At 69.2% G+C, this 21,922-nt stretch carries 25 protein-coding genes; 8 read left to right on the forward strand and 17 right to left on the reverse strand.

Annotated features, from left to right (window positions below):
* The first annotated feature begins 162 nt into the window (after positions 1 to 162).
* Positions 163 to 1,761 (forward strand): sensor histidine kinase, encoded by a 1,599-nt coding sequence (locus tag F6W70_RS13915; protein ID WP_151487041.1) that lies wholly within the window; start codon positions 163 to 165, stop codon positions 1,759 to 1,761.
* On the forward strand, positions 1,758 to 2,894 hold the full coding sequence (locus F6W70_RS13920) for a COX15/CtaA family protein (protein WP_151487042.1): 1,137 nt from the start codon (positions 1,758 to 1,760) through the stop codon (positions 2,892 to 2,894). Before F6W70_RS13915 ends, F6W70_RS13920 begins: the two co-directional genes overlap by 4 nt.
* Positions 2,895 to 2,907: 13 nt before the next feature.
* Here the strand turns inward: F6W70_RS13920 and csrA are convergent, their stop codons facing one another.
* The 14 genes from csrA to F6W70_RS13990 all read right to left on the reverse strand — a co-directional run bounded on the left by csrA (position 2,908) and on the right by F6W70_RS13990 (position 14,441).
* Positions 2,908 to 3,159, reverse strand: a complete 252-nt coding sequence (gene csrA, locus F6W70_RS13925; RefSeq protein ID WP_055870247.1) for a carbon storage regulator CsrA — start codon at positions 3,157 to 3,159, stop codon at positions 2,908 to 2,910.
* 4 nt (positions 3,160 to 3,163) lie between these two features.
* Complete coding sequence (locus tag F6W70_RS13930) at positions 3,164 to 5,227, reverse strand: flagellar biosynthesis protein FlhA (RefSeq protein WP_031205350.1); 2,064 nt, start codon at positions 5,225 to 5,227, stop codon at positions 3,164 to 3,166.
* Complete coding sequence (locus F6W70_RS13935; protein ID WP_151487043.1) at positions 5,224 to 6,315, reverse strand: EscU/YscU/HrcU family type III secretion system export apparatus switch protein; 1,092 nt, start codon at positions 6,313 to 6,315, stop codon at positions 5,224 to 5,226. Before F6W70_RS13935 ends, F6W70_RS13930 begins: the two co-directional genes overlap by 4 nt.
* Positions 6,312 to 7,073: a flagellar biosynthetic protein FliR gene (locus F6W70_RS13940; protein ID WP_151487044.1), complete on the reverse strand. Its 762-nt coding sequence runs from the start codon at positions 7,071 to 7,073 to the stop codon at positions 6,312 to 6,314. The genes F6W70_RS13935 and F6W70_RS13940 overlap by 4 nt, the downstream gene beginning before the upstream one ends.
* 4 nt (positions 7,074 to 7,077) lie before the next feature.
* Positions 7,078 to 7,350: a flagellar biosynthesis protein FliQ gene (fliQ, locus tag F6W70_RS13945; protein WP_017828226.1), complete on the reverse strand. Its 273-nt coding sequence runs from the start codon at positions 7,348 to 7,350 to the stop codon at positions 7,078 to 7,080.
* Entirely contained in the window at positions 7,347 to 8,162 is an 816-nt protein-coding gene (gene fliP, locus F6W70_RS13950) for a flagellar type III secretion system pore protein FliP (RefSeq protein ID WP_151487045.1), read from the reverse strand. The genes fliQ and fliP overlap by 4 nt, the downstream gene beginning before the upstream one ends.
* Positions 8,159 to 8,623, reverse strand: a complete 465-nt coding sequence (locus F6W70_RS13955) for a FliO/MopB family protein (protein WP_302791169.1) — start codon at positions 8,621 to 8,623, stop codon at positions 8,159 to 8,161. The genes fliP and F6W70_RS13955 overlap by 4 nt, the downstream gene beginning before the upstream one ends.
* Before the next feature lie 32 nt (positions 8,624 to 8,655).
* On the reverse strand, positions 8,656 to 9,315 hold the full coding sequence (fliN, locus tag F6W70_RS13960; RefSeq protein WP_151487047.1) for a flagellar motor switch protein FliN: 660 nt from the start codon (positions 9,313 to 9,315) through the stop codon (positions 8,656 to 8,658).
* Positions 9,312 to 10,244 (reverse strand): flagellar motor switch protein FliM, encoded by a 933-nt coding sequence (locus F6W70_RS13965; protein ID WP_151487048.1) that lies wholly within the window; start codon positions 10,242 to 10,244, stop codon positions 9,312 to 9,314. Before F6W70_RS13965 ends, fliN begins: the two co-directional genes overlap by 4 nt.
* Before the next feature lie 48 nt (positions 10,245 to 10,292).
* A complete protein-coding gene (locus F6W70_RS13970; protein WP_151487049.1) occupies positions 10,293 to 11,102 on the reverse strand; it encodes an OmpA/MotB family protein in 810 nt (269 codons plus the stop codon).
* On the reverse strand, positions 11,099 to 11,908 hold the full coding sequence (locus tag F6W70_RS13975; RefSeq protein WP_151487050.1) for a motility protein A: 810 nt from the start codon (positions 11,906 to 11,908) through the stop codon (positions 11,099 to 11,101). Before F6W70_RS13975 ends, F6W70_RS13970 begins: the two co-directional genes overlap by 4 nt.
* On the reverse strand, positions 11,908 to 12,156 hold the full coding sequence (locus F6W70_RS13980) for a flagellar FlbD family protein (RefSeq protein WP_151487051.1): 249 nt from the start codon (positions 12,154 to 12,156) through the stop codon (positions 11,908 to 11,910). The genes F6W70_RS13975 and F6W70_RS13980 overlap by 1 nt, the downstream gene beginning before the upstream one ends.
* Before the next feature lie 142 nt (positions 12,157 to 12,298).
* Positions 12,299 to 13,999, reverse strand: coding sequence for a long-chain-fatty-acid--CoA ligase (locus F6W70_RS13985; protein WP_151487052.1), 1,701 nt, complete (start codon positions 13,997 to 13,999; stop codon positions 12,299 to 12,301).
* A 43-nt stretch (positions 14,000 to 14,042) separates the two neighbouring features.
* Positions 14,043 to 14,441, reverse strand: coding sequence for a hypothetical protein (locus F6W70_RS13990; RefSeq protein WP_055870274.1), 399 nt, complete (start codon positions 14,439 to 14,441; stop codon positions 14,043 to 14,045).
* 62 nt (positions 14,442 to 14,503) lie between these two features.
* Between F6W70_RS13990 and F6W70_RS13995 the strand changes: the two genes are divergently transcribed.
* A complete protein-coding gene (locus tag F6W70_RS13995; RefSeq protein WP_318278906.1) occupies positions 14,504 to 14,869 on the forward strand; it encodes a cupin domain-containing protein in 366 nt (121 codons plus the stop codon).
* Between the two features lie 35 nt (positions 14,870 to 14,904).
* Here the strand turns inward: F6W70_RS13995 and F6W70_RS14000 are convergent, their stop codons facing one another.
* Complete coding sequence (locus tag F6W70_RS14000) at positions 14,905 to 15,186, reverse strand: ArsR/SmtB family transcription factor (protein WP_055871175.1); 282 nt, start codon at positions 15,184 to 15,186, stop codon at positions 14,905 to 14,907.
* Positions 15,187 to 15,329: 143 nt separating this feature from the next.
* Here F6W70_RS14000 and F6W70_RS14005 point away from each other — a divergent pair, with 143 nt between their 5' ends.
* From F6W70_RS14005 to F6W70_RS14025, 5 genes are all read left to right on the forward strand, one after another.
* Positions 15,330 to 16,631 (forward strand): NAD(P)-binding domain-containing protein, encoded by a 1,302-nt coding sequence (locus tag F6W70_RS14005; RefSeq protein ID WP_151487053.1) that lies wholly within the window; start codon positions 15,330 to 15,332, stop codon positions 16,629 to 16,631.
* Positions 16,632 to 16,728: 97 nt separating this feature from the next.
* The gene (gene trxB / locus F6W70_RS14010) at positions 16,729 to 17,709 is read left to right on the forward strand and encodes a thioredoxin-disulfide reductase (protein ID WP_151487054.1); all 981 of its coding nucleotides are present in this window, start codon (positions 16,729 to 16,731) and stop codon (positions 17,707 to 17,709) included.
* On the forward strand, positions 17,706 to 18,803 hold the full coding sequence (gene arsB / locus F6W70_RS14015) for an ACR3 family arsenite efflux transporter (protein WP_151487055.1): 1,098 nt from the start codon (positions 17,706 to 17,708) through the stop codon (positions 18,801 to 18,803). Before trxB ends, arsB begins: the two co-directional genes overlap by 4 nt.
* Positions 18,800 to 19,792: a metalloregulator ArsR/SmtB family transcription factor gene (locus F6W70_RS14020; RefSeq protein ID WP_055877324.1), complete on the forward strand. Its 993-nt coding sequence runs from the start codon at positions 18,800 to 18,802 to the stop codon at positions 19,790 to 19,792. The genes arsB and F6W70_RS14020 overlap by 4 nt, the downstream gene beginning before the upstream one ends.
* A 24-nt stretch (positions 19,793 to 19,816) precedes the next feature.
* Positions 19,817 to 20,224 carry an arsenate reductase ArsC gene (locus tag F6W70_RS14025; protein ID WP_151487056.1) on the forward strand — a complete coding sequence of 136 codons (408 nt, stop codon included), beginning with the start codon at positions 19,817 to 19,819 and terminating at the stop codon, positions 20,222 to 20,224.
* A gap of 57 nt (positions 20,225 to 20,281) precedes the next feature.
* Here the strand turns inward: F6W70_RS14025 and F6W70_RS14030 are convergent, their stop codons facing one another.
* Positions 20,282 to 21,442: a flagellar hook protein FlgE gene (locus F6W70_RS14030; RefSeq protein WP_055870310.1), complete on the reverse strand. Its 1,161-nt coding sequence runs from the start codon at positions 21,440 to 21,442 to the stop codon at positions 20,282 to 20,284.
* Positions 21,443 to 21,468: 26 nt separating this feature from the next.
* Positions 21,469 to 21,912 (reverse strand): flagellar hook assembly protein FlgD, encoded by a 444-nt coding sequence (locus F6W70_RS14035; protein WP_055870313.1) that lies wholly within the window; start codon positions 21,910 to 21,912, stop codon positions 21,469 to 21,471.
* Between the last annotated feature and the right edge of the window lie 10 nt (positions 21,913 to 21,922).

The raw sequence follows: 21,922 nt of genomic DNA on the forward strand, positions 1-21,922 counted from the left end.
GAATCCCCACTCGCGCGGCCCCAGCGTCTGCGTTGTGCCCCAGTCGCAGTGTCGGCCCCCACTGAGAATGCTAGAGGCGAGAGGCCGCCTGAAGAGCGGGCTCGAACGATCTTTGAGTAATCTTGCGGCAAAGCTGAGGTTCGAACGGGAGGGTGGGCACTGATGGTCCGCACGGTGTCTATCTGGCGCTGGCAGCTCGTCTTCACCGCCAGCATCGTGGCGATCGTCGTCATGATCACGGCCTTCAAGCCCCAGACCTTCGCGAACCCCCTCGTCGTCGCTGGCGTCGGCCTCGTGATCGTGACCACGGTCGCGACCCTGGCCGTGCCGTGGCATCGACTCCCGCGCACCGCGGCGACGGCCGTGCCGCTTCTGGATGCGCTCGCCGTGGGGCTCACCACCAACGCCCCCGACATCAGGCTCGGCTTCCTCTGGGTCTTCCCCGTCGTCTGGCTGGCCACCTACTTCACGTTGCCGTGGGTGCTCGGCGGCATCGCCTTCATCAGCGCCACCCTCGTGGCGTTCGCGGATCACAGCGGCGCGCCGGCCGACATCCTGCTGCGGCTGCTCACTCTCGTGATCACGCTGGGCTTCCTCGGGGTGACGATCCGCATCGGCTCACAGCGCTCCCGCGCCGCGCGACGGCTGCTGCAGCGTCGTTCAGAGCAGGTCAATCGTGCGGCTGAGCGGGCCGAGGCCAATCAGCGACGGGTCGTCCAGATCGTCGATGCGCTGAGGGTCGCGCTCGTGGTCGTGAGCACGGGTGGGCGCGTCCTCCAGATGAACGACGCCTACCGTGCGCTCTACGGGCGCGACCGCTTCGGCGCGGCGCTGCCCTCGGCCTCCGTCGAGTACGACGCGCGGCGCGGCACCGCGCTGCCGCCCTCGCGCACCTCGCTGTCCAGGGCCGCCAGCGGGGAGCAGCTGCAGGCCGAGAGGGTATGGCTGTTCGACGGCAGGGGGCAGTGGCGTGCACTCGAGGTGAGCACGCAGTCGATGGCCAGTGCGGGCGAGGGGGAGGACATCACGCTCGTCGTGATCGACGACGTGACGGCCCTGCTCGAGGCCGATGAGGAGCGGCGCGCCTTCAACGCCGTGGTCTCCCATGAGCTGCGCAATCCGCTCACGGCGATCATCGGGCACGTCGACCTGCTCCGTGAGCGCGAAGACCTCCCCGGGCGCGTGCCGGCGCAGCTGGACATCATCGCGCACGCGGGCGAGCGCATGCAGGACCTGGTCGCGAGCATCCTCCAGCAGACGAGCCGCAGCGCGCAGGAGCCGTTCGCCCCCGTGGACCTGCGCGAGGTCGTCGACGAGGCCGCAGCCTCGTATGCACCGGTCTTCTCTGGCAACCGGCAGGAGCTGGTCATCGCAGGAGCGACGAGCCTCGTGATCTCCGGCGATCCCTTCCGGCTGCGACAGGTGCTGGACAACCTCCTCAGCAACGCGGCCAAGTACACCCCGGCCGGCGGGCGCATCGACGTCGCGATCGACACGGCCGCCACCGGTCAGGCGGAGGTCTCGATCATCGACAACGGGTTCGGGATGACGCCGGAGGAGCTGTCACGGGTGTTCGAGCCGTACTTCCGCGCGGAGCGGGCGGTGCGCGCCGGCATCAGCGGCACAGGGTTGGGTATGGGGATCGTGCGGGAGATCGTGGCTGCGCACGAAGGCAGCATCGACGTCTCGAGCGAGCGGGGGATCGGCACCCGCGTGATACTTCGATTCCCGCCGCGTTCCCCCGAGGAGGTACAGGCGTGAACCCTCTCGTTCCCGTCAACGTCGACATCACCACCAGCATGGTGGCCGTGGTCACGGTGCTCACGGTCATGGTCGTGGGGCTCGGCACGCTCGCCCGTCCGAGCAGGGCGACGGTCGCTTGGGGCGGCGCCTTCGGCCTGGGGATGCTCGGGGCCTACCTCTGGCTCGCCGGCCAGCAGACGGACGTCGCGATGCTGCGAGGGGCGGCGTCCGCACTCCTGCTGTGCTTCGAACCTCTGGTCTGGATCGGTCTGCGGATGCACTTCGGGCGGCGGGCCCGTCGGTGGCCGATCGTCCTGTTCGTCCTGGCCTCTCCCACTCTCCTGGTGGCCACGGCCGGCACCGGCTGGTACATGCCCGCGTTCCAGCTCGTCTTCCTCGGCAGCGCCGTCTTCGCAGGCCTGGTGGCCTACGAGCTGCTGCGCGACGGATCAGCCGTCAGGGACATCGTGCTGCCGCTGGCTCTCGCCTCGTGCGGCTTCGTGGTGGTCGCGCTCGTGAGCGCCGCGATCGCACTGATCTCCGGTGGTGCCGGCACCGAGGCCCAGCTGAGCGCACTGCGGGGTCTCAATGCCGTCGGCACCGTCGTGGTCAGCACCTGTGCGGCATTCACGCTGGTGCTGCTGGTGCGATCGGAGCAGAAGAAGGACGCTGAGGGTGACATCGCCGAACGCGCGCGTCGACGGCTGCGCAAGGCCGAGGCGCAGAGCGACCAGCCATGGTCGATCCTCGACATCCGGCTGGACGATCCCGCCGACCTCCGTGAGGCGTCGACGGGGGCGGCGTTCGCCCTCATCGTCGATCGCTTCCACCAGGACATCGAGGAGACCCTGCCGGCGTCGGCCGATGCCGATCGGGTCGCCGACGGCCGTGCGATGGTCATCATCCGCGGCAGCGACGAGTCGGTTCGCCATCATCTGCGCGAGATCCTGACGCGCATCTCGGTGATCGACACCGAGACCGCGGTGAGGGGCATCCGGTCGTCGGCGAGCATCGGCTGGGCGACCGCATCGGTGTTCGGCTACGACTATGACGCCCTCGTCACCGCGGCGGGCGGTGCGGCGGACAGGGCGCGAGCTGCCGGCGGCGACCAATGGAAGCGGGCCACGGTGGCGGACCTGGCATCCGCCTGAGGTCGACCTTCGACTAGGAGGGTCGGGCTTCCCGGCCCCGAGCGAGGGCAGCGGCGATGGCCTCTTCCGCACCGGCATCGGTCTCGGCAGCGGCGGACACGTTCTCGGCGACGACGGCCTCGATGATCTCGGTGCGCTGGATGCGCGTCTCGCGGGGCGCCTTCACACCGATCCGCACGCTGTCGCCCTTGATCTCGAGCAGCGTGATCTCGATGTCGCCGTCGATGCGCACGCTCTCACCGATCCGCCTCGTCAAAACCAGCATTCGTTCAGCCTAGTGCTGCGGGGACGACGCCGACCGCAGGAGCGGGGATGTCCCGCACGACCCCGACCGTCTCGATCGTGAGGGCGGCGGCGGTCGCCTCGGTGTAGGAGAGCACGGGAAGGCCGTCCGTCTGCGCCGAGACGAGGCGTCGCACGGCCGGCCGCAGAGACGGCGCGCACACCAGCACCGGCTCGCCGCCCTCGCGCACCGAGGACACGGCCTGCTTCACCGATTCGACCACGGCTTCCATGCGCTGCGGGTCGAACACGATCTGACTGCCCTCGTCGCCCGGACGCAGGCTCTCGAGCATCGCCTGCTCCAGCAGCGGATTGATCATCACCACACGCAGCGTGCCGGCGTCTGCGAACCGGGCGGCGATCGCGGGACCGAGCGCGGCTCGGGCGGCCTCGATCAGGCCCTCGGGGTCGGTGGAGGCCCTGGCGCGCAGTGCGAGCGCCTCGTAGATGCGACCGAGGTCGTTGATCGGCACGCGTTCCGCGAGGAGTCCCTGCAGCACGCGTTGGACCTCGGCCAACGACAGCAGCGCCGGTGTGAGCTCCTCGACCGCGGCGGGGGAGACCTGCTTGAGGGCATCGGTGAGCTGGCGCACGTCCTCGCGGCTCAGCAGGCGTGCGGCGTGGGCGTGGATCACGCTGGACAGATGCGTGATGATCACGCTCGCACGGTCGATCACCGTGGCGCCGGAGAACTCGGCGCTGTGGCGCATCTCCATGGGGATCCACTTGCCCTCGAGCCCGAAGACCGGGTCGAGCGTCGCGGTGCCGGGGAGGGTGTCCAGGCCCTGACCGAGCGCGAGCACGGACCCCGCCGGTGCGGTGCCGCGGCCGGTCTCGACCCCGGCGATGCGGATGACGTAGGTCGCCTGCGGCAGCTCGATGCTGTCGCGGGTGCGCACCGGCGGCGTGATGAGGCCGAGATCGAGGGCGATCCGGCGCCGGAGGGCCTTCACACGCGCGAGCAGGTCGTCGGGGCCCCCGGTGACCATGTCGACGATGTCGGGGGCGAGCAGGATCTCGAGTGGATGCACACGCATCTTCTCGATGAGCTCCTCCGGTTGGTCGGTCGGGACGCTCGAAGGGCTCTGCGCGGCCGCGGCGGCCTCCTCCCGCTTCTGGGTCGCCTTGATGCGCTGCGCGATGAGCAGGAGCAGCGCCCCGATCGCGACGAACGGCAGCATCGGCATGTGCGGGATGAGCGACATGATGATCGCGGCGCATCCGGCGATGATCAGCGCGTTGCGGGACTGGCCGAGCTGGGCCGACGCCGCCGTGCCCATCTCCACCTCAGCCGTGGAGCGGGTGACGATCATGCCGGTGGAGACGGCCATGAGCAGGGCGGGGATCTGCGTCACGAGCCCGTCGCCGATCGTGAGCAGGCTGTAGGTGCTCACCGCTTCGTCGATGGTCATCCCGTGCTGCACGATGCCGATCGCGATGCCGCCGACGACGTTGATGATGATGATGACGAGACCGGCGATCGCGTCGCCCTTCACGAACTTCGACGCACCGTCCATCGCGCCGTAGAAGTCGGCTTCGGCCGCCACCTCGGCGCGGCGCTCTCGGGCCTCGGCGTCGGTGATGAGTCCGGCGTTGAGGTCGGCGTCGATCGCCATCTGCTTGCCGGGCATGGCATCGAGCGTGAACCGCGCGCCGACCTCGGCCACGCGCTCGGCTCCCTTGGTCACGACGACGAACTGGATGACGACGAGGATGAGGAAGACGACAGCGCCGATGATGAGAGAGCCGCCGACGGCGATCGCGCCGAACGCCTCGATCACCTGCCCCGCATACGCCTCCCCGAGCACGAGACGGGTCGAGGCGACGTTGAGTCCGAGCCGGAACAGGGTCGCCACGAGCAGGAGCGACGGGAACACCGAGAAGTCCAGCGGCTTCTTCACGAACATCGACGTGAGCAGGATCACCAGCGCGAACATGATGTTCAGGATGATGAGGATGTCGAGCAGGAACGGCGGCACCGGCACGACCAGGAGCATGATGATGCCCACGACTCCGATCGGCACCATCAGCTTGGTCATCAGCTGTCTCATGCGGTCCTCCGGTAGGGAAGGGAGTGGATGCCGCGCGCGGCTCCGCGTCGTCGCAGCGAGTCGACGAACACGAGCACGCGCGCCACGGCGTTGTACAGGTCTTCGGGGATCTCCTGGCCGAGCTCGCAGGCGGCGTGCAGGGCCCGGGCCAGGGTGATCTCGCGCACGAGCGGCACGCCGGCGCGCACGGCCTCGTCACGGATGCGTTCCGCGATCACACCGCTGCCCTTGGCGACCACCTTGGGGGCGGCACGACCCGGCTCGTACCGCAGTGCGACCGCGATGTGGGTCGGATTGACCACGACGACATCGGAGCCGGCGACCGCGGCGATCATCCGGTTGCGGCTGACGGCGAGCTGCCGCGAGCGTCGCTGCTGGCGGATCAGCGGGTCGCCTTCGGAGTTCTTGCTCTCGTCGCGGATCTCGCGCTTGGTCATGCGCGTGTGCTTGCGGTTGCGTCGCATCACCACGAACATGTCGATCGCGGCGAGGGCGAGCCCGACGCCGATCGCGGTCTGCAGCAGGGCGGCGGTGCCCTCACTCGCGGTGCCGAGCAGGCGGGAGATCGAGTGCGCGCCACTCGCCGTCAGCACGGGCATCAGGCTGGCGATCACGAACCACAGCGCGATGCCGATGGCCGCGGTCTTCATGAGCGCCTTGGCGCCCTCCCAGAGGGCCTGCATGCCGAACACCCGGCGCATGCCGCTGACGAGGTTGAACTGCTCGAAGCGGCCGGTGAGCGGTTTCAGGTGCACGCCGCCCTGGACGACGGCTCCGAGCAGGGTGACGATCGCGACGGCGGCCAGCATCACGGTGATCGTCGGGAGCACGGAGGCGAGGCCGCGATCGAGGGCTGCGAGTGCGGCCTGCGGCGTCGGGGCATCGACCAGAGAGGTCAGAGTGAGCATCTGCTCGCTGCCGGCCGATGCGCCCAGGGCGATGGCCGCAGGCATGGTGACCGCCGCCGCACCGATTCCCAGCCAGGCGGTGAGGTCCTGGCTGCGGGAGAGGCGTCCCTTCTTGCGGGCCTCGCCGAGGTGCTTGTCGGTCGCCTTCTCACTGCGTTCGCCGCTGTCGGTGCCGCTCACTGGTGCACCCCCTGCATCATGCGCAGCGCCTGCGCGGCGAGGGCATCGACGATGCCGGGGAGCACGGCGTACACGGCGCCGGCGAGCAGCAGCGTCAGCAGGATCTTCACCGGGAAGCCCATCGCGAACGCGTTCAGGGCCGGGGCGACGCGGGTGATGAGTCCGAGCCCGACGTCGGCGAGGAACAGCACGAGCACCAGCGGCCCCGCGATCTGCACGGCCGCGAGCACCATCTGGGAGACCCCGCCGACGAGGAGCTCGGCCGGTCCTGCCGCCGAGAACATGCCGTCGACCGGCACGGCCTCGAAGCTGCGGGCGAGCCCGGCCAGGATCAGCTGGTACCCGCCGGAGGCGAACAGCAGCGTCAGCGCGGTCAGATGGAAGAGCCTGGTGAACTGGGCGCCGTTCACGAGCGAATGCGGGTCGAACGCCTGAGCGAGCTGGAACCCGCCGAACACGTCGATCAGGCTTCCGGCGGCCTGCAGCGCCGAGAAGCACAGCAGCACGAGGAACCCGAGCAGGGCGCCGGTGACCAGCTGCAGCACCAGGGCGCCGAGGAACGGCCCGGTGTCGAGGTTCTCGTAGCCGGGAGCGACGGCCGTGCCCACCGCGAGGGAGAGGCCGATCGCGAGCATCGCCTTCACCCGCGCCGGAATCGCCCCGTAGGAGAACGGCGGAGCGATCATGATGAACGCCGTGATGCGCACGGCGGCGAGCATCGTGGCCTCCAGCCAGGCGAAGTCGATCGGGATGTACACGGGGTCATCCGCTCAGCAGCGAGGGGATACGGGCGAACATCTCGTTCGTGAAGGCGATCATCTCCGCGATCATCCAGTTGCCGGCGATCAGCAGCGCGATGCCCACGGCGACGATCTTCGGCACGAACGACAGCGTCACCTCCTGCACTTGGGTGATGGACTGCAGCAGCGAGATGGCGAAGCCCACCACGAGGGCGGTGACCAGCACGGGCGCGGCGAGCTTCGCCGCGATGATCAACCCCTGCGTGCCGATGTCGATGACGGCTTCGGGACTCATCCGACCCCTCCGTAACTCTCCAGGAGTGCCCGGATGATGAGCCCCCAACCGTCGACGAGGATGAACAGCAGGATCTTGAACGGGAGCGAGATCATGACGGGCGGGAGCATCATCATGCCCATCGACATCAGCGCCGCGGCCACGACGAGATCGATGACCAGGAACGGGATGAAGATCACGAAGCCGATGATGAACGCGGCCCGCAGCTCGGAGATCATGAACGCGGGGATGAGGGTGTACATCGGGACGCTCGAGGGATCCTCGGGGTTGGGCTGACCCGCCATCCGGGTCATCAGGGCGAGGTCCTCCTCGCGCGTGAAGCGCAGCATCCACTCCTGCAGCGGGAGCTGGCCCACGTCGATCGCCTGCGTGAAGGTGAGGCCGCCGTCGATGTAGGGCTGCACCGCGACCGTGTTGATCTCGGTCAGCACCGGCCACATGATGAACAGCGACAGGAAGAGGGAGAGACCGGCCAGCACCTGGTTCGGGGGGATGGTCGGCAGCGAGAGGGCGTTCCTGGTCATCGCCAGCACCACGAAGATCTTCGTGAACGACGACATCATCAGCAGGAGCGCCGGGGCGACCGAGAGCAGCGTGATGCCCAGCAGGGTCAGGATGGAGCCCGAGGGGCCGCCGTCGATGCCGTTGATGTCGATCGTGACGCCCTCGCCCTGGTCGTCCGGGGTCACCTGTGCCTGGGCGGCCGTGCCGGTGAGGAGCGTGATGACGACGACCAGCGCGAGCGCCGCGGTGAGGAGCAGGGCGATCCGTCGCAGCGCGCGAGCGTCGCCGATCACGCGGGCGACGCTCATCGGGTGCGCCGGATGGCCTCGGCGGTCTGCCGCCAGGTTTCAGGGGAGAGGATGGAGCCGCGCAGCGGATCGTTGCGGTGCCGCACCCGACGCTGCGGCGTCGGGGACGCGGGTGAGACGGTCGCCGACGCGGTCAGGGCGGTGGCCGCGAGGATCCGGTCGAACTCCTCGGCGTCTGACGCTGCTTCGGCGCTCGCCGCCGACCACGTCGGAAGCGCGGGGTCGTCCTGCTCCTCCGTGGGCACGACCGGCAGACGGTCGACGACGTTCACGCCGTGCTCGGTGACACCGAGCACGTACCGGGCATCCGCCGTCTGGATCACGACGATCTGCGCCTTCGGACCGACCCCCTGGCGTCCGAGCACCGTGATCGCCTCGCTGTCCCGACGACGCGCCTGCGTGCGTGCGACGCGGCGCTGGAGGAACCACAACACCCCGAGCACTGCGGCGAGCGAGAGCACGACCCGCAGGCCGAGCAGGAGGTCGTCCAGGGTCAGGCCTGGACGTTCTCGAGGATGCGGGTGATGCGCACCGCATAGTCCTGGTCGACGACGACGACCTCACCGTGCGCGATGATGCGTCCGTTGAGCTTGATATCGGCGGGGGCGCCGGCGGAGCGGTCGAGCTCGACGATGCGCCCTGGTTCCAGATCGAGCACGTCGCGCACCGCCATCCTGGTGCGTCCGATCTCGACCGTGAGCTCCATCTCCACGCCCGCGATGCGGTGCAGTCGGCGCGAGGAGTGGGAGGCGCCCGCCGGCGCGCGCGTGACGACGACGGCGAGGCGGCCGACCGTGTGACCGGCATCGTCCTGCAGATCGAAGAGCTGCACAGCCGGATCGGCGAAGAGCGCGGAGGCGTCGCCGGTCGTCGCCTCACCGAGGGCGCCGGAACCCAGTGCGCTGGTCGCGGTCTCGAGGGCGTCGCGCAGGCGGTCGGCCAGGGGTGTGCCGCCGAGTCCGTCGACCAGGATCTCGGGCTCGAACAGCTGCACCGCCAGGTGCGCGCTCGCCTCGCCCACGAACGGCACGATCAGGGCGTCGCCGGTGTCTCCTGAGACCTGCGAGGCGCGCGCGACGAGAGGAGAGGCCGTCGGCAGCGACGCGGCGAACGCGGCGGCGACGGCGGACTCGTAGGTGGTGGTGCTGGTCACGCGGGCTCCTCGGCGAAAGCGGGATCGGGGACGATGGTGGTCACGACGCAGGCCAGTCGTGCGCCTGCGGTGCCGACGGCCGCCGTGGCGACGGTCTGATCACCGACGACGAGGGTCATCGGTCGGTCGGCGGAGTGCGGGAACGCGATCACGTCGCCGACGGACAGATCCAGCACCTCACGAGGCAGCACGGCGCGGGGTGCGAGGCGCAGCGCGAGCTCGACGGGGGCGACATCGACCTGACGACGGATCCGGGCAGGGGCGGCTGTGCGCTCGTCCTCGGAGGGGCGCACGGTGAAACCGGCGAGCACGGAGGCCGGCAGCATCACACTGGTCGGCACCGTGCGACCGGCGAGGCGCATCGAGAAGCGCGCGACGATGACGGGCTCTCCGGAGGCCGCGACCTGGGCGAACTGCGAGCTGTACTGGATGCCGCTGAAGGAGACCCCGGTCGGGAGCAGCCCGTCGAGCGCTCCGGTGAGATGGTCGATCGCATCGACGATGAGCGAGCGGATCAGCGCCTGCTCGATCGGGGTGAAGGTGCGCTCCTCGGACGCGGCGGATACCCGTCCGCCCACCATCTGCACGATCCAGGCGGTCGCGGCCGATGTCGGCAGCTGCACGATGAGACGCTCTTCCGAATCCGGAAGCGCGCACACGATCATGGTGGTCGTGGTCGGCAGGGACTCGGCGTACTCGCCGTAGGTCATCATCCCGACGTGCTCGACCGCGATGGTGGCACGCACGTGGATCTTCGCCGACAGCTGCGCAGACCACTGCCGGGAGAACGTCTCGAAAGCCAGTTCCAGGGCACGGGTGTGCTCACGCGAGAGGGTCGCCGAACGGCCGAAGTCGTACACCTCGACTTCGGCGGTCCTCTCCACCGTCCCTGCGCGCGCTTCGGAGCGCACGCTGTCCTCGATCACCACGAACCCGACTATCGGGCGGTGATCGGCGTGCGTTAGGCGAGAGGCGGTTCAGGAGGACGGCTTTCCCGCCTGTGCCTGGGGGATGAGCGCGCGCACCTCCTCGTTCGCGTCGGAGAGCACGACGATGTCGACCCGTCTGTTCTGGGCCAGCGCCTCGGGAGCGTCACCCGCTGCGATCGGGCGAGTGTCGCCGAAGCCGACCGACTTCAGGTGCGCCGGCGGAAGCCCCGAGGTCTCGACGAGATGCCGCAGCACCTGCGTGGAGCGTCCGGCCGACAGCTCCCAGTTGGTGGGGTACGGCGCGACCGATCCGCGTACGTCGGCGTGGCCCTCGACCGAGATCTCGTTGGTGGTGGTGACCAGCACCGAGCCGAGCGCGTCCAGGACCAGGACGGCCGTCGAGCTGAGCGTCGTGCTGTTCGTGGTGAAGAAGGTCTCGGCGCTCACGAGGCCGATCGTGAGGCCGCGCTCGTCGATGGTGAAGGTGACGTCGGCTTCGAGCCCGTTCTCGGCGAGGACCTGACGCAGCCGCTCCCGCAGGGCCGACAGCTCGTCGAACTCGGTCTGCGCCGCGGCGAGGTCGACGTCGGCGAAGTCCTCGCCCTTCTCATCGACCAGCTCCGGTGGCACGACCACACCCGTGGTGGCGTCGATCTCATCCGACGGCTCCTGCCCGAAGCCGGTGGCGAGGGAGGCGCTGAGAGCCTCGAACTTCTCCTGGTCGACCGTGGACATCGCGAACAGCACGATGAACATGCACATCAGCACGGTCACCATGTCCATGTACGACGCCATCCACCGCTCATCCGGACCGCTGTGCTCCTCCTGCGGCACGCGGCGACGGGCACGGACGCTCATGACGCCTGCTCCGTCTCCTCGGCTGCTTGGGTGCGGGCGCGACGGCCAGAGCGGGCGGAGGAGCGCTCGGACACGAGGGCTCGCAGGCGTTCTCCGACGAACTGCGGCGGGGCGCCGGCCTGGATCGCGAGCATGCCCTCCATGAGCACGGTCATGCGTTCGAGCTCGAGCTCGCCGAGACGCTGGAGGCGTCCGCCGATGGGCAGCCAGATGAAGTTGGCCGAGAGTAGACCCCACAGCGTCGCGACGAATGCTGTCGCGATCATGGGACCGAGCGTGTCGGGCTTGTCGAGCTTCTCCAGCACGTGCGTGAGGGAGACGACGGTGCCGATGATGCCGACCGTGGGCGCGAAGCCGCCGAGTGTCATGTAGAAGCGTGAGGCGGTGCGGTTGCGGGCGGCGGTCGAGGTGAGCTCATCCTCCAGCAGCGTTCGCAGGTCTTCGGCGTCGGTGCCGTCGGCGATGCTCTGCAGTGCCTGGCGCAGGAACGGGTCCTTCTCGTCCTCGAGTCCCTGCTCGAGGGCGAGGAGCCCTTCGGCGCGCGCCTTCTCGGCGTAGCCGACCACCGTGTCGATCATGCTCGACGCGGTGCGGCGCTCGCCGCGGAAGGCGCGGGGGAGCGACTTGACCGCATGCAGCGCATCGCGCACAGTACCGCTCGCGATGCCGACGGCGATCGTGGCTCCGAAGACCAGCACCATCGGGGCGGGGATCAGCAGCGATCCGATGGTCGCGCCTTCGAGGTTGATCATGGCGATCAGGGCGCCGAACGCGAGGACCAGTCCGAGGATGAGAGACGGATCCATCAGAGACCGACCTCGGAAGCGGGGGCGTCTGAATCCGTTCCGGCGGTGCTGATCAGAGCGGCGGCCGTGGCGAGCACTCCGGCGCGGAACCGGGTGATCTGCGCGATCACGTCATCCATCGTCTCGGTGACCACGAAGGTCGCACCGTCGACCATGATGAGCGTCGTGTCCGGCGTCGCCTGGACACGTTCGATCAGGTCGGGGTTCACCGCGAACCGCGAACGGTTCAGGCGCGTGAGGACGATCATGGGCTCCATCCTGGAAAGATCCGTCCGCGTTCCGGGGAGCGCGGACCCGACGGCCCGTCCTGGGCTGTCGGAGGTGACTGTCGGCTGGAGGTCGTCAGCCGTTAGTCGTGCCCCTGGCGGAGGATCCCGTGAGGGAGGACGATCAGCGCTCGGCGAGGAGCTGGTCTCGCACCTGTCGACGCAGCACCTTGCCGATGAGGGAGCGGGGGAGGTCGTCGACGGCGGTGATGCGGCGCGGCACCTTGTACGGGGTGAGCCGGGTGCGGCAGAAGTCGCGCAGCGCGTCCACGTCGAGAGCAGCGCCGTCGCGGAGCACGACGGCGGCGGCGACCTCTTCCCCGCCATGAGGTCGCGGAAGACCCACGACCGCGGCGGCCACGACATCGGGGTGCGCGATGAGGGCGTCTTCCACCTCGCTCGGCGACACGTTGAAGCCGCCGGTGATGATGAGCTCCTTCAGGCGGTCGACGATGCTCACGAACCCGTCCGAGGAGACCTGGGCGATGTCGCCCGATCGGAGCCAGCCGTCCGGCAGCAGAGCGTCGGCCGTCTCGCCGGGCCGCCCCCAGTACCCCTGGAAGACCTGCGGGCCGCGGATGAGGAGTTCGCCGGGTTCCCCGGAGGGCACGTCGACCGTCGGGTCAGCGGGGTCGACGACGCGGATCTCCGTGCTCGGAAAGGGCACGCCGACGGTGCCGGGACGGCGGGTGGGACCCATCGGATTGCCGAGCGCGACCGGCGAGCTCTCGGTCATGCCGTAGCCCTCCACGAGCAGACCGCCCGTCGCCTCCTCCCAGCGCTTCACGGTGGCCACCGGAAGACTCATCGCTCCGGAGATCGCGAAGCGCACGGTCGAGAGGTCGATGGTCCCCCGAGAGGCTGCGCGGGCGAGAGCATCATAGATCGGCGGCACAGCGGGAAGGAAGGTGGGAGGCGTCGAGCGCGCCGCCGCTGTGACCAGTCCCAGATCGAACGCGGGAAAGAGCACGAGCCGGGCCCCGATGCTCATCGCGAAGGTGAGGCACAGCGTCATCCCGTACGCGTGGAACAGCGGCAGCACACCGTAGAACGTCTCCTCGCCGTCGACGAGTCCCGGCACCCACGCTCGTCCCTGCATCGCGTTGGCGCGGAGGTTCGCGTGCGTGAGGATCGCTCCCTTCGGGACGCCCGTCGTTCCGCTCGTGTACTGCAACAGGGCGATGTCGTCGAGTGTCGGCGCCGGCACCCGCCGCGAGATCCGCCGGTGATCGGCGAGGCTCTTCCAGGTGACGAGGTGCCGCGCCTTCGGGGTGCCAGTGAGCTTCGCGCGGGCCTCGCGCGCCCGGGGCAGGGGCAGTCGCAGGGCGAGGCGCTTCGACAGCGGCATCGCCGCGGTGATGTCGACGCTCACGATGTGCTCGACCCTGACGTCGGTGGGGAATCCGGCGATCGTGTCGACGGCCTTGTCCCACACGATGGCGACGCGTGCGCCGTGATCCTCGAACTGGTGTCGCAGTTCGCGCGCGGTGTAGAGCGGGTTGTGCTCGACCACGATCGCACCCAGTCGGAGGATCGCGTAGAACGCGACGACGTGCTGCGGGCAGTTCGGCAGCACCAGAGCGACGCGGTCGCCGGCACCGACCCCGAGCCGGCGCAGGCCCTCAGCGGCGCGCTCGACCTGCTCTCCGAGTTCCCGGTACGTGGTCACCGCTCCGAAGAAGTCCAGCGCCGGGCGTCGACCGAAGGCCTTCACGCTCGCCGACAGCATCTCCGGCAAGGTCTGCGACGGATCCTCGATCTGGGCGGGGACGCCCTCCGCGTAGGAATCGAGCCAGGGCCGGGAGGCGAGGGGAGAGTCGGGCATGTCTCCATCCTCCCCCGGGATCGCGTTTCGCGGGCGCTGTGCCTCAGCCGACGAACAGCAGGATGATCGACACGGCGACCGCGGCCGCGCCGACGCCGGCCAGGGTGATCCCGAGCACCTGGAGCGCATGGAGGAGGGGGCGTCGGGGTTCGAACCTCATCAGGCGCGGGTGTCGGGCGCTGATGAACGCGTCGGCGTCCTCCCTGCCACGCCAATGGACGGACTCCTCCGCCCGGAGCGGCCGCTCCCAGAAGTCGCCGGCGGTGAACCAGCGGGCGCGCGCCCGGCCGTCCTCCTCCTCGAGGATGACGACCTCGTGGGGCAGCCAGGGACCGTCGTGCACCTTCACCAGCAGCACGATCGTGAGCAGCGGGAGCCCGACACCGAGTCCGACCCATGAGAGGATCTCGGCGATCATTCCGACAGCATCGACCGCGTTCATGACCGCCTCCTTTCTCCCAGAGACGACAGTACCGGCGAAGTCGGGCGTCCTAAGCTGACGATGTGAACGAAGATGTGCGGAATGTGCAGGTGGCGCTGGCGACCATGACCGAGCATTGGCAGCCGCACCGGCTGGCCAGCGTCAACGACTACGACGTCAAGGTCGTGAAGCTGCTCGGAGAGTTCGTCTGGCACACCCATCCCGACACCGACGAGCTCTTCATGGTGGTGCACGGGCGTCTGACGATCCAGTTGCGCGATCGTGATGTGGTGCTGGGGCCGAACGACGTCTTCGTCGTTCCGAAGGGTGTCGAGCACTGCCCGCGAGCCGACGAGGAGGTGCAGGCGATCCTGTTCGAGCCGAAGGGCACCGTCAACACGGGCGATGCCGGGGGAGAGATGACGTCGGAGCTCCGGGAGCTCGGATAGGTCGCGGGGCACGACCTGCGGTGGTGCGGTGGTGCTCAGACCGCGCGGAGCGCGTCGGCTGCGGCCTCCATCGCGTCGGCGTTCAGCGCGAAGTACGCCCACTTGCCGCGCTGCTCTCGCGTGACCAGACCGGCTTCGGTCAGAAGCTTCATGTGATGGGAGACCGTCCCCTGCGAGAGGCCGACGGGCTCGGTCAGGTCGCAGATGCAGGCCTCACCGCCGGACCCGGCGGCGATGAGGGACAACAGTCTGACCCGAGTGGGGTCTCCCAGCGCCTTGAACACCCGGGCGACGCGCTCCGCATCCTCGACGGTCATGGTCGCGCTGACAGGAGGGACGCAGCAGGTGCGGGCTTCGATCGTCGTCGGCAGGGTCACTCGCCCATCCTGTCACGTATTGACAATCTTCGATAGGTGGGAGACAGTCTTCATATTGAAGATTCTCAATCCGAGGAGATGTGATGTCTGAGCTTCCCGTCGTCGTCATCGGAGCCGGCCCCCAAGGCCTCGCCGCCGCGGCGCATCTCGTCGAACGCGAGGAGGACGTGGTCGTCGTCGAGCGCGGCCGTGGTCCCGCGGCCGCCGTATCCGAGTGGGGTCACGTGCGCCTCTTCTCGTCGTGGCCGGAGCTCACGGACGCGGCCGCGCGTCGCGTTCTCGAGCCGACCGGTTGGACCGCACCCGCGGCGGGGTATCCCACGGGGGCGGAGTGGGTGAGCGGCTACCTCGCGCCGCTCGCGGAGGTTCTGGGCGAGCGGATCCGGTACGCGACGACAGTCACAGGAGTCGCACGTCAGGGACGCGACAAGGTCGTCGAGGGAGGGCGCAGGAGCCAGCCGTTCGTCGTGCATACGGTCGACGCCGATGGTCGGGAATCCCGACTCCTCGCTCGCGCCGTGATCGACGCGAGCGGCACCTGGGGTCTTCCCAACCCGGCCGGGGCCGATGGCTTCCCGGCTCTCGGAGAGGCCGCGGCGGCCGGTGCGATCTCCTATCGGATCCCGGCCGATGTCTCGGAACTCGCGGGTTCGCACGTCGTCGTCGTGGGGGCCGGGCACTCCGCCACGCATGCCGTGCTGCGCCTGAGCGAGCTGGCACGGCGCGCCCCGGGAACACGGGTGACGTGGATGCTGCGCCGGGGGAGCGCCGCGAACGTGTTCGGTGGCGGTGCCGGCGACGAACTGCCGGAGCGCGCGGCTCTCGGCTCTCGCGCACGAAAGGTGATCGACGACGGAGTCGTCGACCTGGTGACCGGATTCCGCGTCGCCGAGTTCCGGCAGGAGGCCGAAGGGCTGACGGTCATCGCCGAAGACGGGCGCGTCGTCAGGGGCGTCGGGCGCATGTTCGCGCTCACGGGTTTCCGGCCTGACCTGCAGATGCTGCGCGAGCTCCGGACCGACCTGGATCCCACGCTCGAAGCCGTCGCCGGTATCGCATCCGAGATCGATCCGAACATCCACTCCTGCGGATCCGTGGGTGCGACCGGGGCGCGTGAGCTCGTGCAGCCGGAGCGAGGATTCTTCATCGTCGGCGCGAAGTCCTACGGTCGGGCGCCGACCTTCCTCGCGCTGACGGGCTTCGAGCAGGTGCGCAGTGTCGCCGCTCACCTCGCCGGCGATCACGAGGCAGCTGATCGCCGCGAACTCAGGCTTCCGGACACCGGGGTGTGCGGAGGGGCCGGCGGCTTCGATGACAGCGCGGGCAGCTGCTGCGCCGCCCCCTCCACGCTTCAGATCGGTGCGCGGCCCGTCGTCGTCGGCTGAGGGCGGGGCGGGCGATGCCTGTGTGCGCCAGGTGACGAACAGGTGAACTCTTCCGGCAACGATTGCCGTTGATATCGATGAGTGTCAATATAGACACATGTCGATTCAACAGGTTGAGCTGGTCATCATCGGTTCCGGCCCCGCGGGCTACACCGCGGCCGTGTACGCCGCGCGGGCGGGTCTTGCGCCCGTGGTGCTCGCCGGGTCCGTGACCGCGGGCGGCGCGCTGATGACCACGACCGAGGTCGAGAACTTCCCCGGGTTCGTCGATGGCGTGCAGGGGCCCGAGCTGATGGAGTCGATGCGCGCGCAGGCGGAGCGCTTCGGGGCCCGCATCCTTCTCGACGACGCAGTCCTGGTCGACCTCGACGGCCCCCTCAAGACCGTGGAGACCGGCTCCGGTGAGACCTTCCTCGCTCGCGCCGTCATCCTGACGATGGGCTCCGCCTACCGGAAACTCGGCATCGCGGATGAGGAGAGACTCACCGGCCGCGGCGTCTCGTGGTGCGCCACCTGCGACGGCTTCTTCTTCCGCGAGCAGGAGATCGTCGTCGTCGGCGGCGGGGATTCTGCGATGGAGGAGGCGCTGTTCCTCACCCGCTTCGCCTCGAAGGTCACCGTCGTGCACCGTCGGGGTGAGTTCAGGGCCTCGAAGATCATGGCGCAGCGCGTGCTCGACCACCCCAAGATCGAGATCGCGTGGAACAGCGAGGTGGCAGGCCTCATCGGTGCGGAGAAGGTGGAGGCGGTGACACTGCGCGACACCGTGACCGGTGCCGAGCGGAAGCTGCCGGCCACGGGAGTCTTCGTCGCCATCGGGCACGATCCGCGCTCCGAGATCGTCGCCGGACTCGTCGACACGGATGCCGACGGCTACGTGCTCGTCGAGCACCCCTCCACTCGCACGAACGTGTCGGGAGTCTTCGCCGCCGGTGATCTGGTCGACCACACCTACCGCCAGGCGATCACCGCCGCAGGCACCGGATGTGCTGCAGCGCAGGATGCGCAGCACTACCTCGCGGCTCTCGACGAGGCAGAGCCCGTCATCGCCGAGAAGCGGGAGGCGCTCCTCGCATGAGCACCGCAACCGTACCCACCACCGCACCTTCCGCGCGCCGCCTGTCGACCCTCGACCGGTGGCTGCCGCTCTGGATCGGCCTGGCCATGATCGGCGGCATCGTCATCGGCCGCTTCATCCCCGGCGTCTCCGACCTCCTGGCCCGCCTCGAGGTCGGTGGGATCTCGATCCCGATCGCCCTCGGCCTGCTGGTGATGATGTACCCGGTGCTCGCGAAGGTCCGCTACGACAAGGTCGCCGCCGTCACCGGCGACAAGAAGCTGCTGCTCTCGTCGCTGGCGCTCAACTGGCTCGTGGGCCCTGCGCTGATGTTCGCCCTCGCGTGGGCGTTCCTGCCCGACCTGCCCGAATACCGCACGGGCCTCATCATCGTGGGGCTCGCGCGCTGCATCGCCATGGTCGTCATCTGGAACGACCTCGCCTGCGGCGACCGCGAGGCCGCGGCCGTGCTCGTCGCCATCAACTCGGTCTTCCAGGTCGTCGCCTTTTCGCTGCTCGGCTGGTTCTATCTGACGGTTCTGCCCGGCTGGCTAGGTCTCGACTCCCAAGGACTGGAGATCTCGATCTGGCAGATCGCGCTCAATGTCCTGATCTTCCTCGGCATCCCCCTCGTCGCGGGTTTCGCCTCCCGCTTCATCGGGGAGCGTGCGAAGGGACGCGACTGGTACGAAGACAGCTTCCTCCCGAGGATCGGCCCCTGGGCGCTCTACGGCCTGCTGTTCACCATCGTGCTGCTGTTCGCCCTGCAGGGTGAGCAGGTCACGAGTCGTCCGTGGGATGTCGCCCGGATCGCACTCCCGCTGCTGGCGTACTTCGCGATCATGTGGTTCGTCGGCCTGTTCACCGGCAAGGCGCTCGGCCTCGGATACGCACGGTCGTCGACCCTGGCGTTCACCGCCGCCGGCAACAACTTCGAGCTCGCGATCGCCGTCGCGATCGGCACGTTCGGTGCGACATCCGGCCAGGCCCTCGCCGGGGTCGTGGGCCCGCTGATCGAAGTCCCTGTTCTCGTCGGACTCGTCTATGTCTCGCTCTGGGCCGCCCGGCGCTGGTTCCACACCGACCCGTACACCGCTGAGAGGATCTCGTCATGAATGTCACCCCGACGACCGCAGACGACACCTGCAGTCCCGTCGCGACGCATGCGATCGGGCAGGAGGCTGCCTCCTCGGTTGCTGCGACGTTGAAGGCTCTGTCGGATCCGCTGCGGCTGCGGATGCTGTCGGCCATCGCGTCCGACCCGCGCGGAGAATCGTGCGTGTGCGACCTCGCCGAGCTCGCCGAGGTGTCGCAGCCGACCGTGTCTCACCACCTCAAGGTGCTCAAAGACGTCGATGTCCTCACTTCCGAGCGGCGAGGAACCTGGGTCTGGTACCGGATCACCCCGGGCCGGCGCCGCGCGGTCACGGCATTGCTGGACTCGTTCGCACCCGCGACGGTCGCGCCCTGGAGCGTCTCCGCCGACGACGAGGGGCGGCGCCCCGACTTCGACGCGCGCGTCACCCGTCTCGCCCAGGAGCTTGCCGCGGAGGTTCCGGAGCTGGATTCCGACGTCGTGCTCACGACCGTCCGCGAGTCCTACACCGCGCTCGCGCGCAGCGCCCGCGTCACCTCCGCTCTCGTGCCGCTCACGGAGCGCTTCGCGCGTCAACGCCTCGCCGACCTCACCCGCGATCGCGATGCCGCGGTCCCGCAGGTGCTCTTCGTCTGCGTCGCCAACGCGGGGCGTTCGCAGCTCGCCGCCGCGCTCGTCAACAAGCTGGCGGCCGGCAAGGTCGTGGCTCGCTCGGCAGGATCGGCCCCCGCCGACGTCATCCACCCGCACGTCCGCTCGATCCTCGCGGAGATCGAAGGCGACCTGGCCGCCGAGCGCTTCCCGAAGCCCCTCACCGACGACGCCGTGCGTGCGGCCGACGTCGTCATCACCATGGGGTGCGGCGACGTCTGCCCGATCATCCCCGGCGTCCGCTACGACGACTGGGCCGTCGGTGATCCCGCCCTCGCTTCGCGGGAGGGCGTCGAAGCCATCCGCGACGACATCGCCGCACGCGTGCGCGCACTCGTCGACGACCTTCTTCCCTGACCACATCTCTCACCAGGAGTCTCCATGACCGACACGACCACCACGCCCTCCGTCCTCTTCGTCTGCGTGCACAACGCCGGACGCTCCCAGATGGCCGCCGGATTCCTTCGCGACATCGCGGGCGACCGCATCGAGGTCCGCTCCGCCGGCTCCATGCCCGCCGACCAGATCAACCCCACCGCTGTGGAAGCCATGGCGGAGCTCGGTATCGACATCACCGCCGAGCAGCCCAAGGTGCTCACGACCGAGGCCGTGCAGGCGTCGGATGTGGTGATCACGATGGGCTGCGGCGACGCGTGCCCGTTCTTCCCCGGCAAGCGCTACGAGGACTGGAAGCTCGACGACCCGGCCGGCCAGGGGATCGACGCCGTGCGGCCGATCCGCGACGACATCCGGGTGCGCATCGAGCAGCTGGTGAGCGAACTGCTCTGACCACAGGTGACGGCGCGGCGGCTCGTGATCTCACGCGCCGCCGCGCCGCCCCACGGCTCAGCGCTTCAGGTTCGTGAGCTCCTGCAGCACCTCGTCGCTGGTGGTGATGATGCGGGCGTTCGCCTGGAAGCCGCGCTGCGCGACGATCAGGTTGGTGAACTCCTGCGACAGGTCGACGTTGGACATCTCGAGCGCGCCGCTGATGATGCCGCCCAGGCCGTCGGTGCCCGCCTGCCCGAGCGTCGGCTCGCCGGAGTTGCCGCTCGGGCGGTACTGAGAGGAGCCGGCCTTCTCGAGTCCTCCCGGGTTGACGAAGCCTGCCAGGGCGACGCGGGCGAGCACCTCGGTGTCGCCGTTGCTGAAGGTGCCGACGAGGCTGCCGTCGTTCATCAGCGCGTACGAGCTCAGCGTGCCGGCCGGCTTGCCGTTCTGCTCCTTGATCGCGACGTCGCTGACATCCGCGAACCCGGTGACGGCGGAGAGGTCGACCGTGACACCGCCGGAGACGATGGAGGAGGCCGCCGCCTGCTTGCCGTCGGTGAACGTGAGAGCGGTGTTCGTGCCGCCCGGCTCGGTGACGCTCCAGCCCGTGGCGGTGCGGGTGAAGGTGAGGCGCAGCGACGTGGCCGTACCCTCGGCGTCGTAGGTCTTGATGTCGCGCACCAGCTGCTCGCCGACCGCTGCCCCGGAGGGCAGGTTGCCGGTGACGCGGGCGGTGGTGGTCGCGGTGGCGGGGCTCAGCGCGCCGACAGGCAGCCGGATGTCGCCGATGCCCTGACCGGGGACGATCACTCCGTTCTGGGCCGTCCAGCCCTGCACGAGCGCGCCGTCTGCCGAGACCAGCTTGCCGCTGGCGTCGAACGAGAACCCGCCGTTGCGGGTGTACAGGGTCTCGCCGCCCGAGCGGACAACGAAGAAGCCGTCGCCCGCGATCATGAGGTTGGTCGGCACACCGGTGGGCTGCGGCGCCCCGGAGGCGAAGTTCGTGCTGATGCCGGCGACCTGCACGCCGAGACCGACCTGGGCGGGGTTCTGACCGCCGACGGCCTGCTGCGGCATCATCGAGTTGCGCACGAGCTGCGAGAGCGAATCCTGGAACTGCACGGCCGAGGCCTTGAAGCCGGTGGTGTTGACGTTGGCGATGTTGTTGCCGGTGACGTCGAGCATGGTCTGGTGCGAACGCAGACCCGAGATACCTGCGAACAGAGAGCGGAGCATGGTGATGCCTTTCTGGAAGGGACTGGTCAGGACTGCGAACGGGGAGCGAGGGAGACGCCGGAGACGGCGTCGAGAGGGATGGATGCGTCGCCGATGGTGACGAGCGGGACAGCGCCGGCGTAGGAGACCGAGGTGACGATGCCCTTCTGCGTGACGCCCTTCTCATCGACGTACTGCGCTTCGTGGCCGATCAGCGCGGCGGCCGTCTGGCGCATGCTGAGCGCGAAGCTCTCGGTCGAGGTCGCCGTGAGCGCGGTGAGCTGCTCCATCGAGGCCAGCTGGGTGGTCTGCGAGATCATCTCGTTGGTGTTCATGGGCGAGCTCGGATCCTGATTGGTCAGCTGCGTCACCAGGAGTTTCAGGAAGACCTCCGAGTCGAGCGTCTTCTTGCGCTCGGTCGGGGGCGTCGTGCTGCCCGTCTGCACTCCGGAGGGCGGGATGGTGCCGGAGATGGGGTCGACCGTGGTCATGGGTTCCTCT

Source organism: Microbacterium maritypicum, from assembly GCF_008868125.1.
In the GTDB taxonomy this organism is placed as follows: domain Bacteria; phylum Actinomycetota; class Actinomycetes; order Actinomycetales; family Microbacteriaceae; genus Microbacterium; species Microbacterium maritypicum.

What these genes read in the sequence shown, in the direction of transcription:
- F6W70_RS13980 (WP_151487051.1), bottom strand. Translation starts at nt 12,156, where the DNA reads ATGATCGTCCTCACGCGCCTGAACCGTTCGCGGTTCGCGGTGAACCCC.
- fliP (WP_151487045.1), bottom strand. Translation starts at nt 8,162, where the DNA reads ATGAGCGTCGCCCGCGTGATCGGCGACGCTCGCGCGCTGCGACGGATC.
- F6W70_RS14000 (WP_055871175.1), bottom strand. Translation starts at nt 15,186, where the DNA reads ATGACCGTCGAGGATGCGGAGCGCGTCGCCCGGGTGTTCAAGGCGCTG.
- trxB (WP_151487054.1), top strand. Translation starts at nt 16,729, where the DNA reads ATGTCGATTCAACAGGTTGAGCTGGTCATCATCGGTTCCGGCCCCGCG.
- F6W70_RS14035 (WP_055870313.1), bottom strand. Translation starts at nt 21,912, where the DNA reads ATGACCACGGTCGACCCCATCTCCGGCACCATCCCGCCCTCCGGAGTG.
- F6W70_RS14020 (WP_055877324.1), top strand. Translation starts at nt 18,800, where the DNA reads ATGAATGTCACCCCGACGACCGCAGACGACACCTGCAGTCCCGTCGCG.
- F6W70_RS14025 (WP_151487056.1), top strand. Translation starts at nt 19,817, where the DNA reads ATGACCGACACGACCACCACGCCCTCCGTCCTCTTCGTCTGCGTGCAC.
- csrA (WP_055870247.1), bottom strand. Translation starts at nt 3,159, where the DNA reads ATGCTGGTTTTGACGAGGCGGATCGGTGAGAGCGTGCGCATCGACGGC.
- F6W70_RS13975 (WP_151487050.1), bottom strand. Translation starts at nt 11,908, where the DNA reads ATGGATCCGTCTCTCATCCTCGGACTGGTCCTCGCGTTCGGCGCCCTG.
- F6W70_RS13970 (WP_151487049.1), bottom strand. Translation starts at nt 11,102, where the DNA reads ATGAGCGTCCGTGCCCGTCGCCGCGTGCCGCAGGAGGAGCACAGCGGT.
- arsB (WP_151487055.1), top strand. Translation starts at nt 17,706, where the DNA reads ATGAGCACCGCAACCGTACCCACCACCGCACCTTCCGCGCGCCGCCTG.
- F6W70_RS13990 (WP_055870274.1), bottom strand. Translation starts at nt 14,441, where the DNA reads ATGAACGCGGTCGATGCTGTCGGAATGATCGCCGAGATCCTCTCATGG.
- F6W70_RS13915 (WP_151487041.1), top strand. Translation starts at nt 163, where the DNA reads ATGGTCCGCACGGTGTCTATCTGGCGCTGGCAGCTCGTCTTCACCGCC.
- fliQ (WP_017828226.1), bottom strand. Translation starts at nt 7,350, where the DNA reads ATGAGTCCCGAAGCCGTCATCGACATCGGCACGCAGGGGTTGATCATC.
- F6W70_RS13985 (WP_151487052.1), bottom strand. Translation starts at nt 13,999, where the DNA reads ATGCCCGACTCTCCCCTCGCCTCCCGGCCCTGGCTCGATTCCTACGCG.
- F6W70_RS14005 (WP_151487053.1), top strand. Translation starts at nt 15,330, where the DNA reads ATGTCTGAGCTTCCCGTCGTCGTCATCGGAGCCGGCCCCCAAGGCCTC.
- F6W70_RS14030 (WP_055870310.1), bottom strand. Translation starts at nt 21,442, where the DNA reads ATGCTCCGCTCTCTGTTCGCAGGTATCTCGGGTCTGCGTTCGCACCAG.
- F6W70_RS13930 (WP_031205350.1), bottom strand. Translation starts at nt 5,227, where the DNA reads ATGAGACAGCTGATGACCAAGCTGATGGTGCCGATCGGAGTCGTGGGC.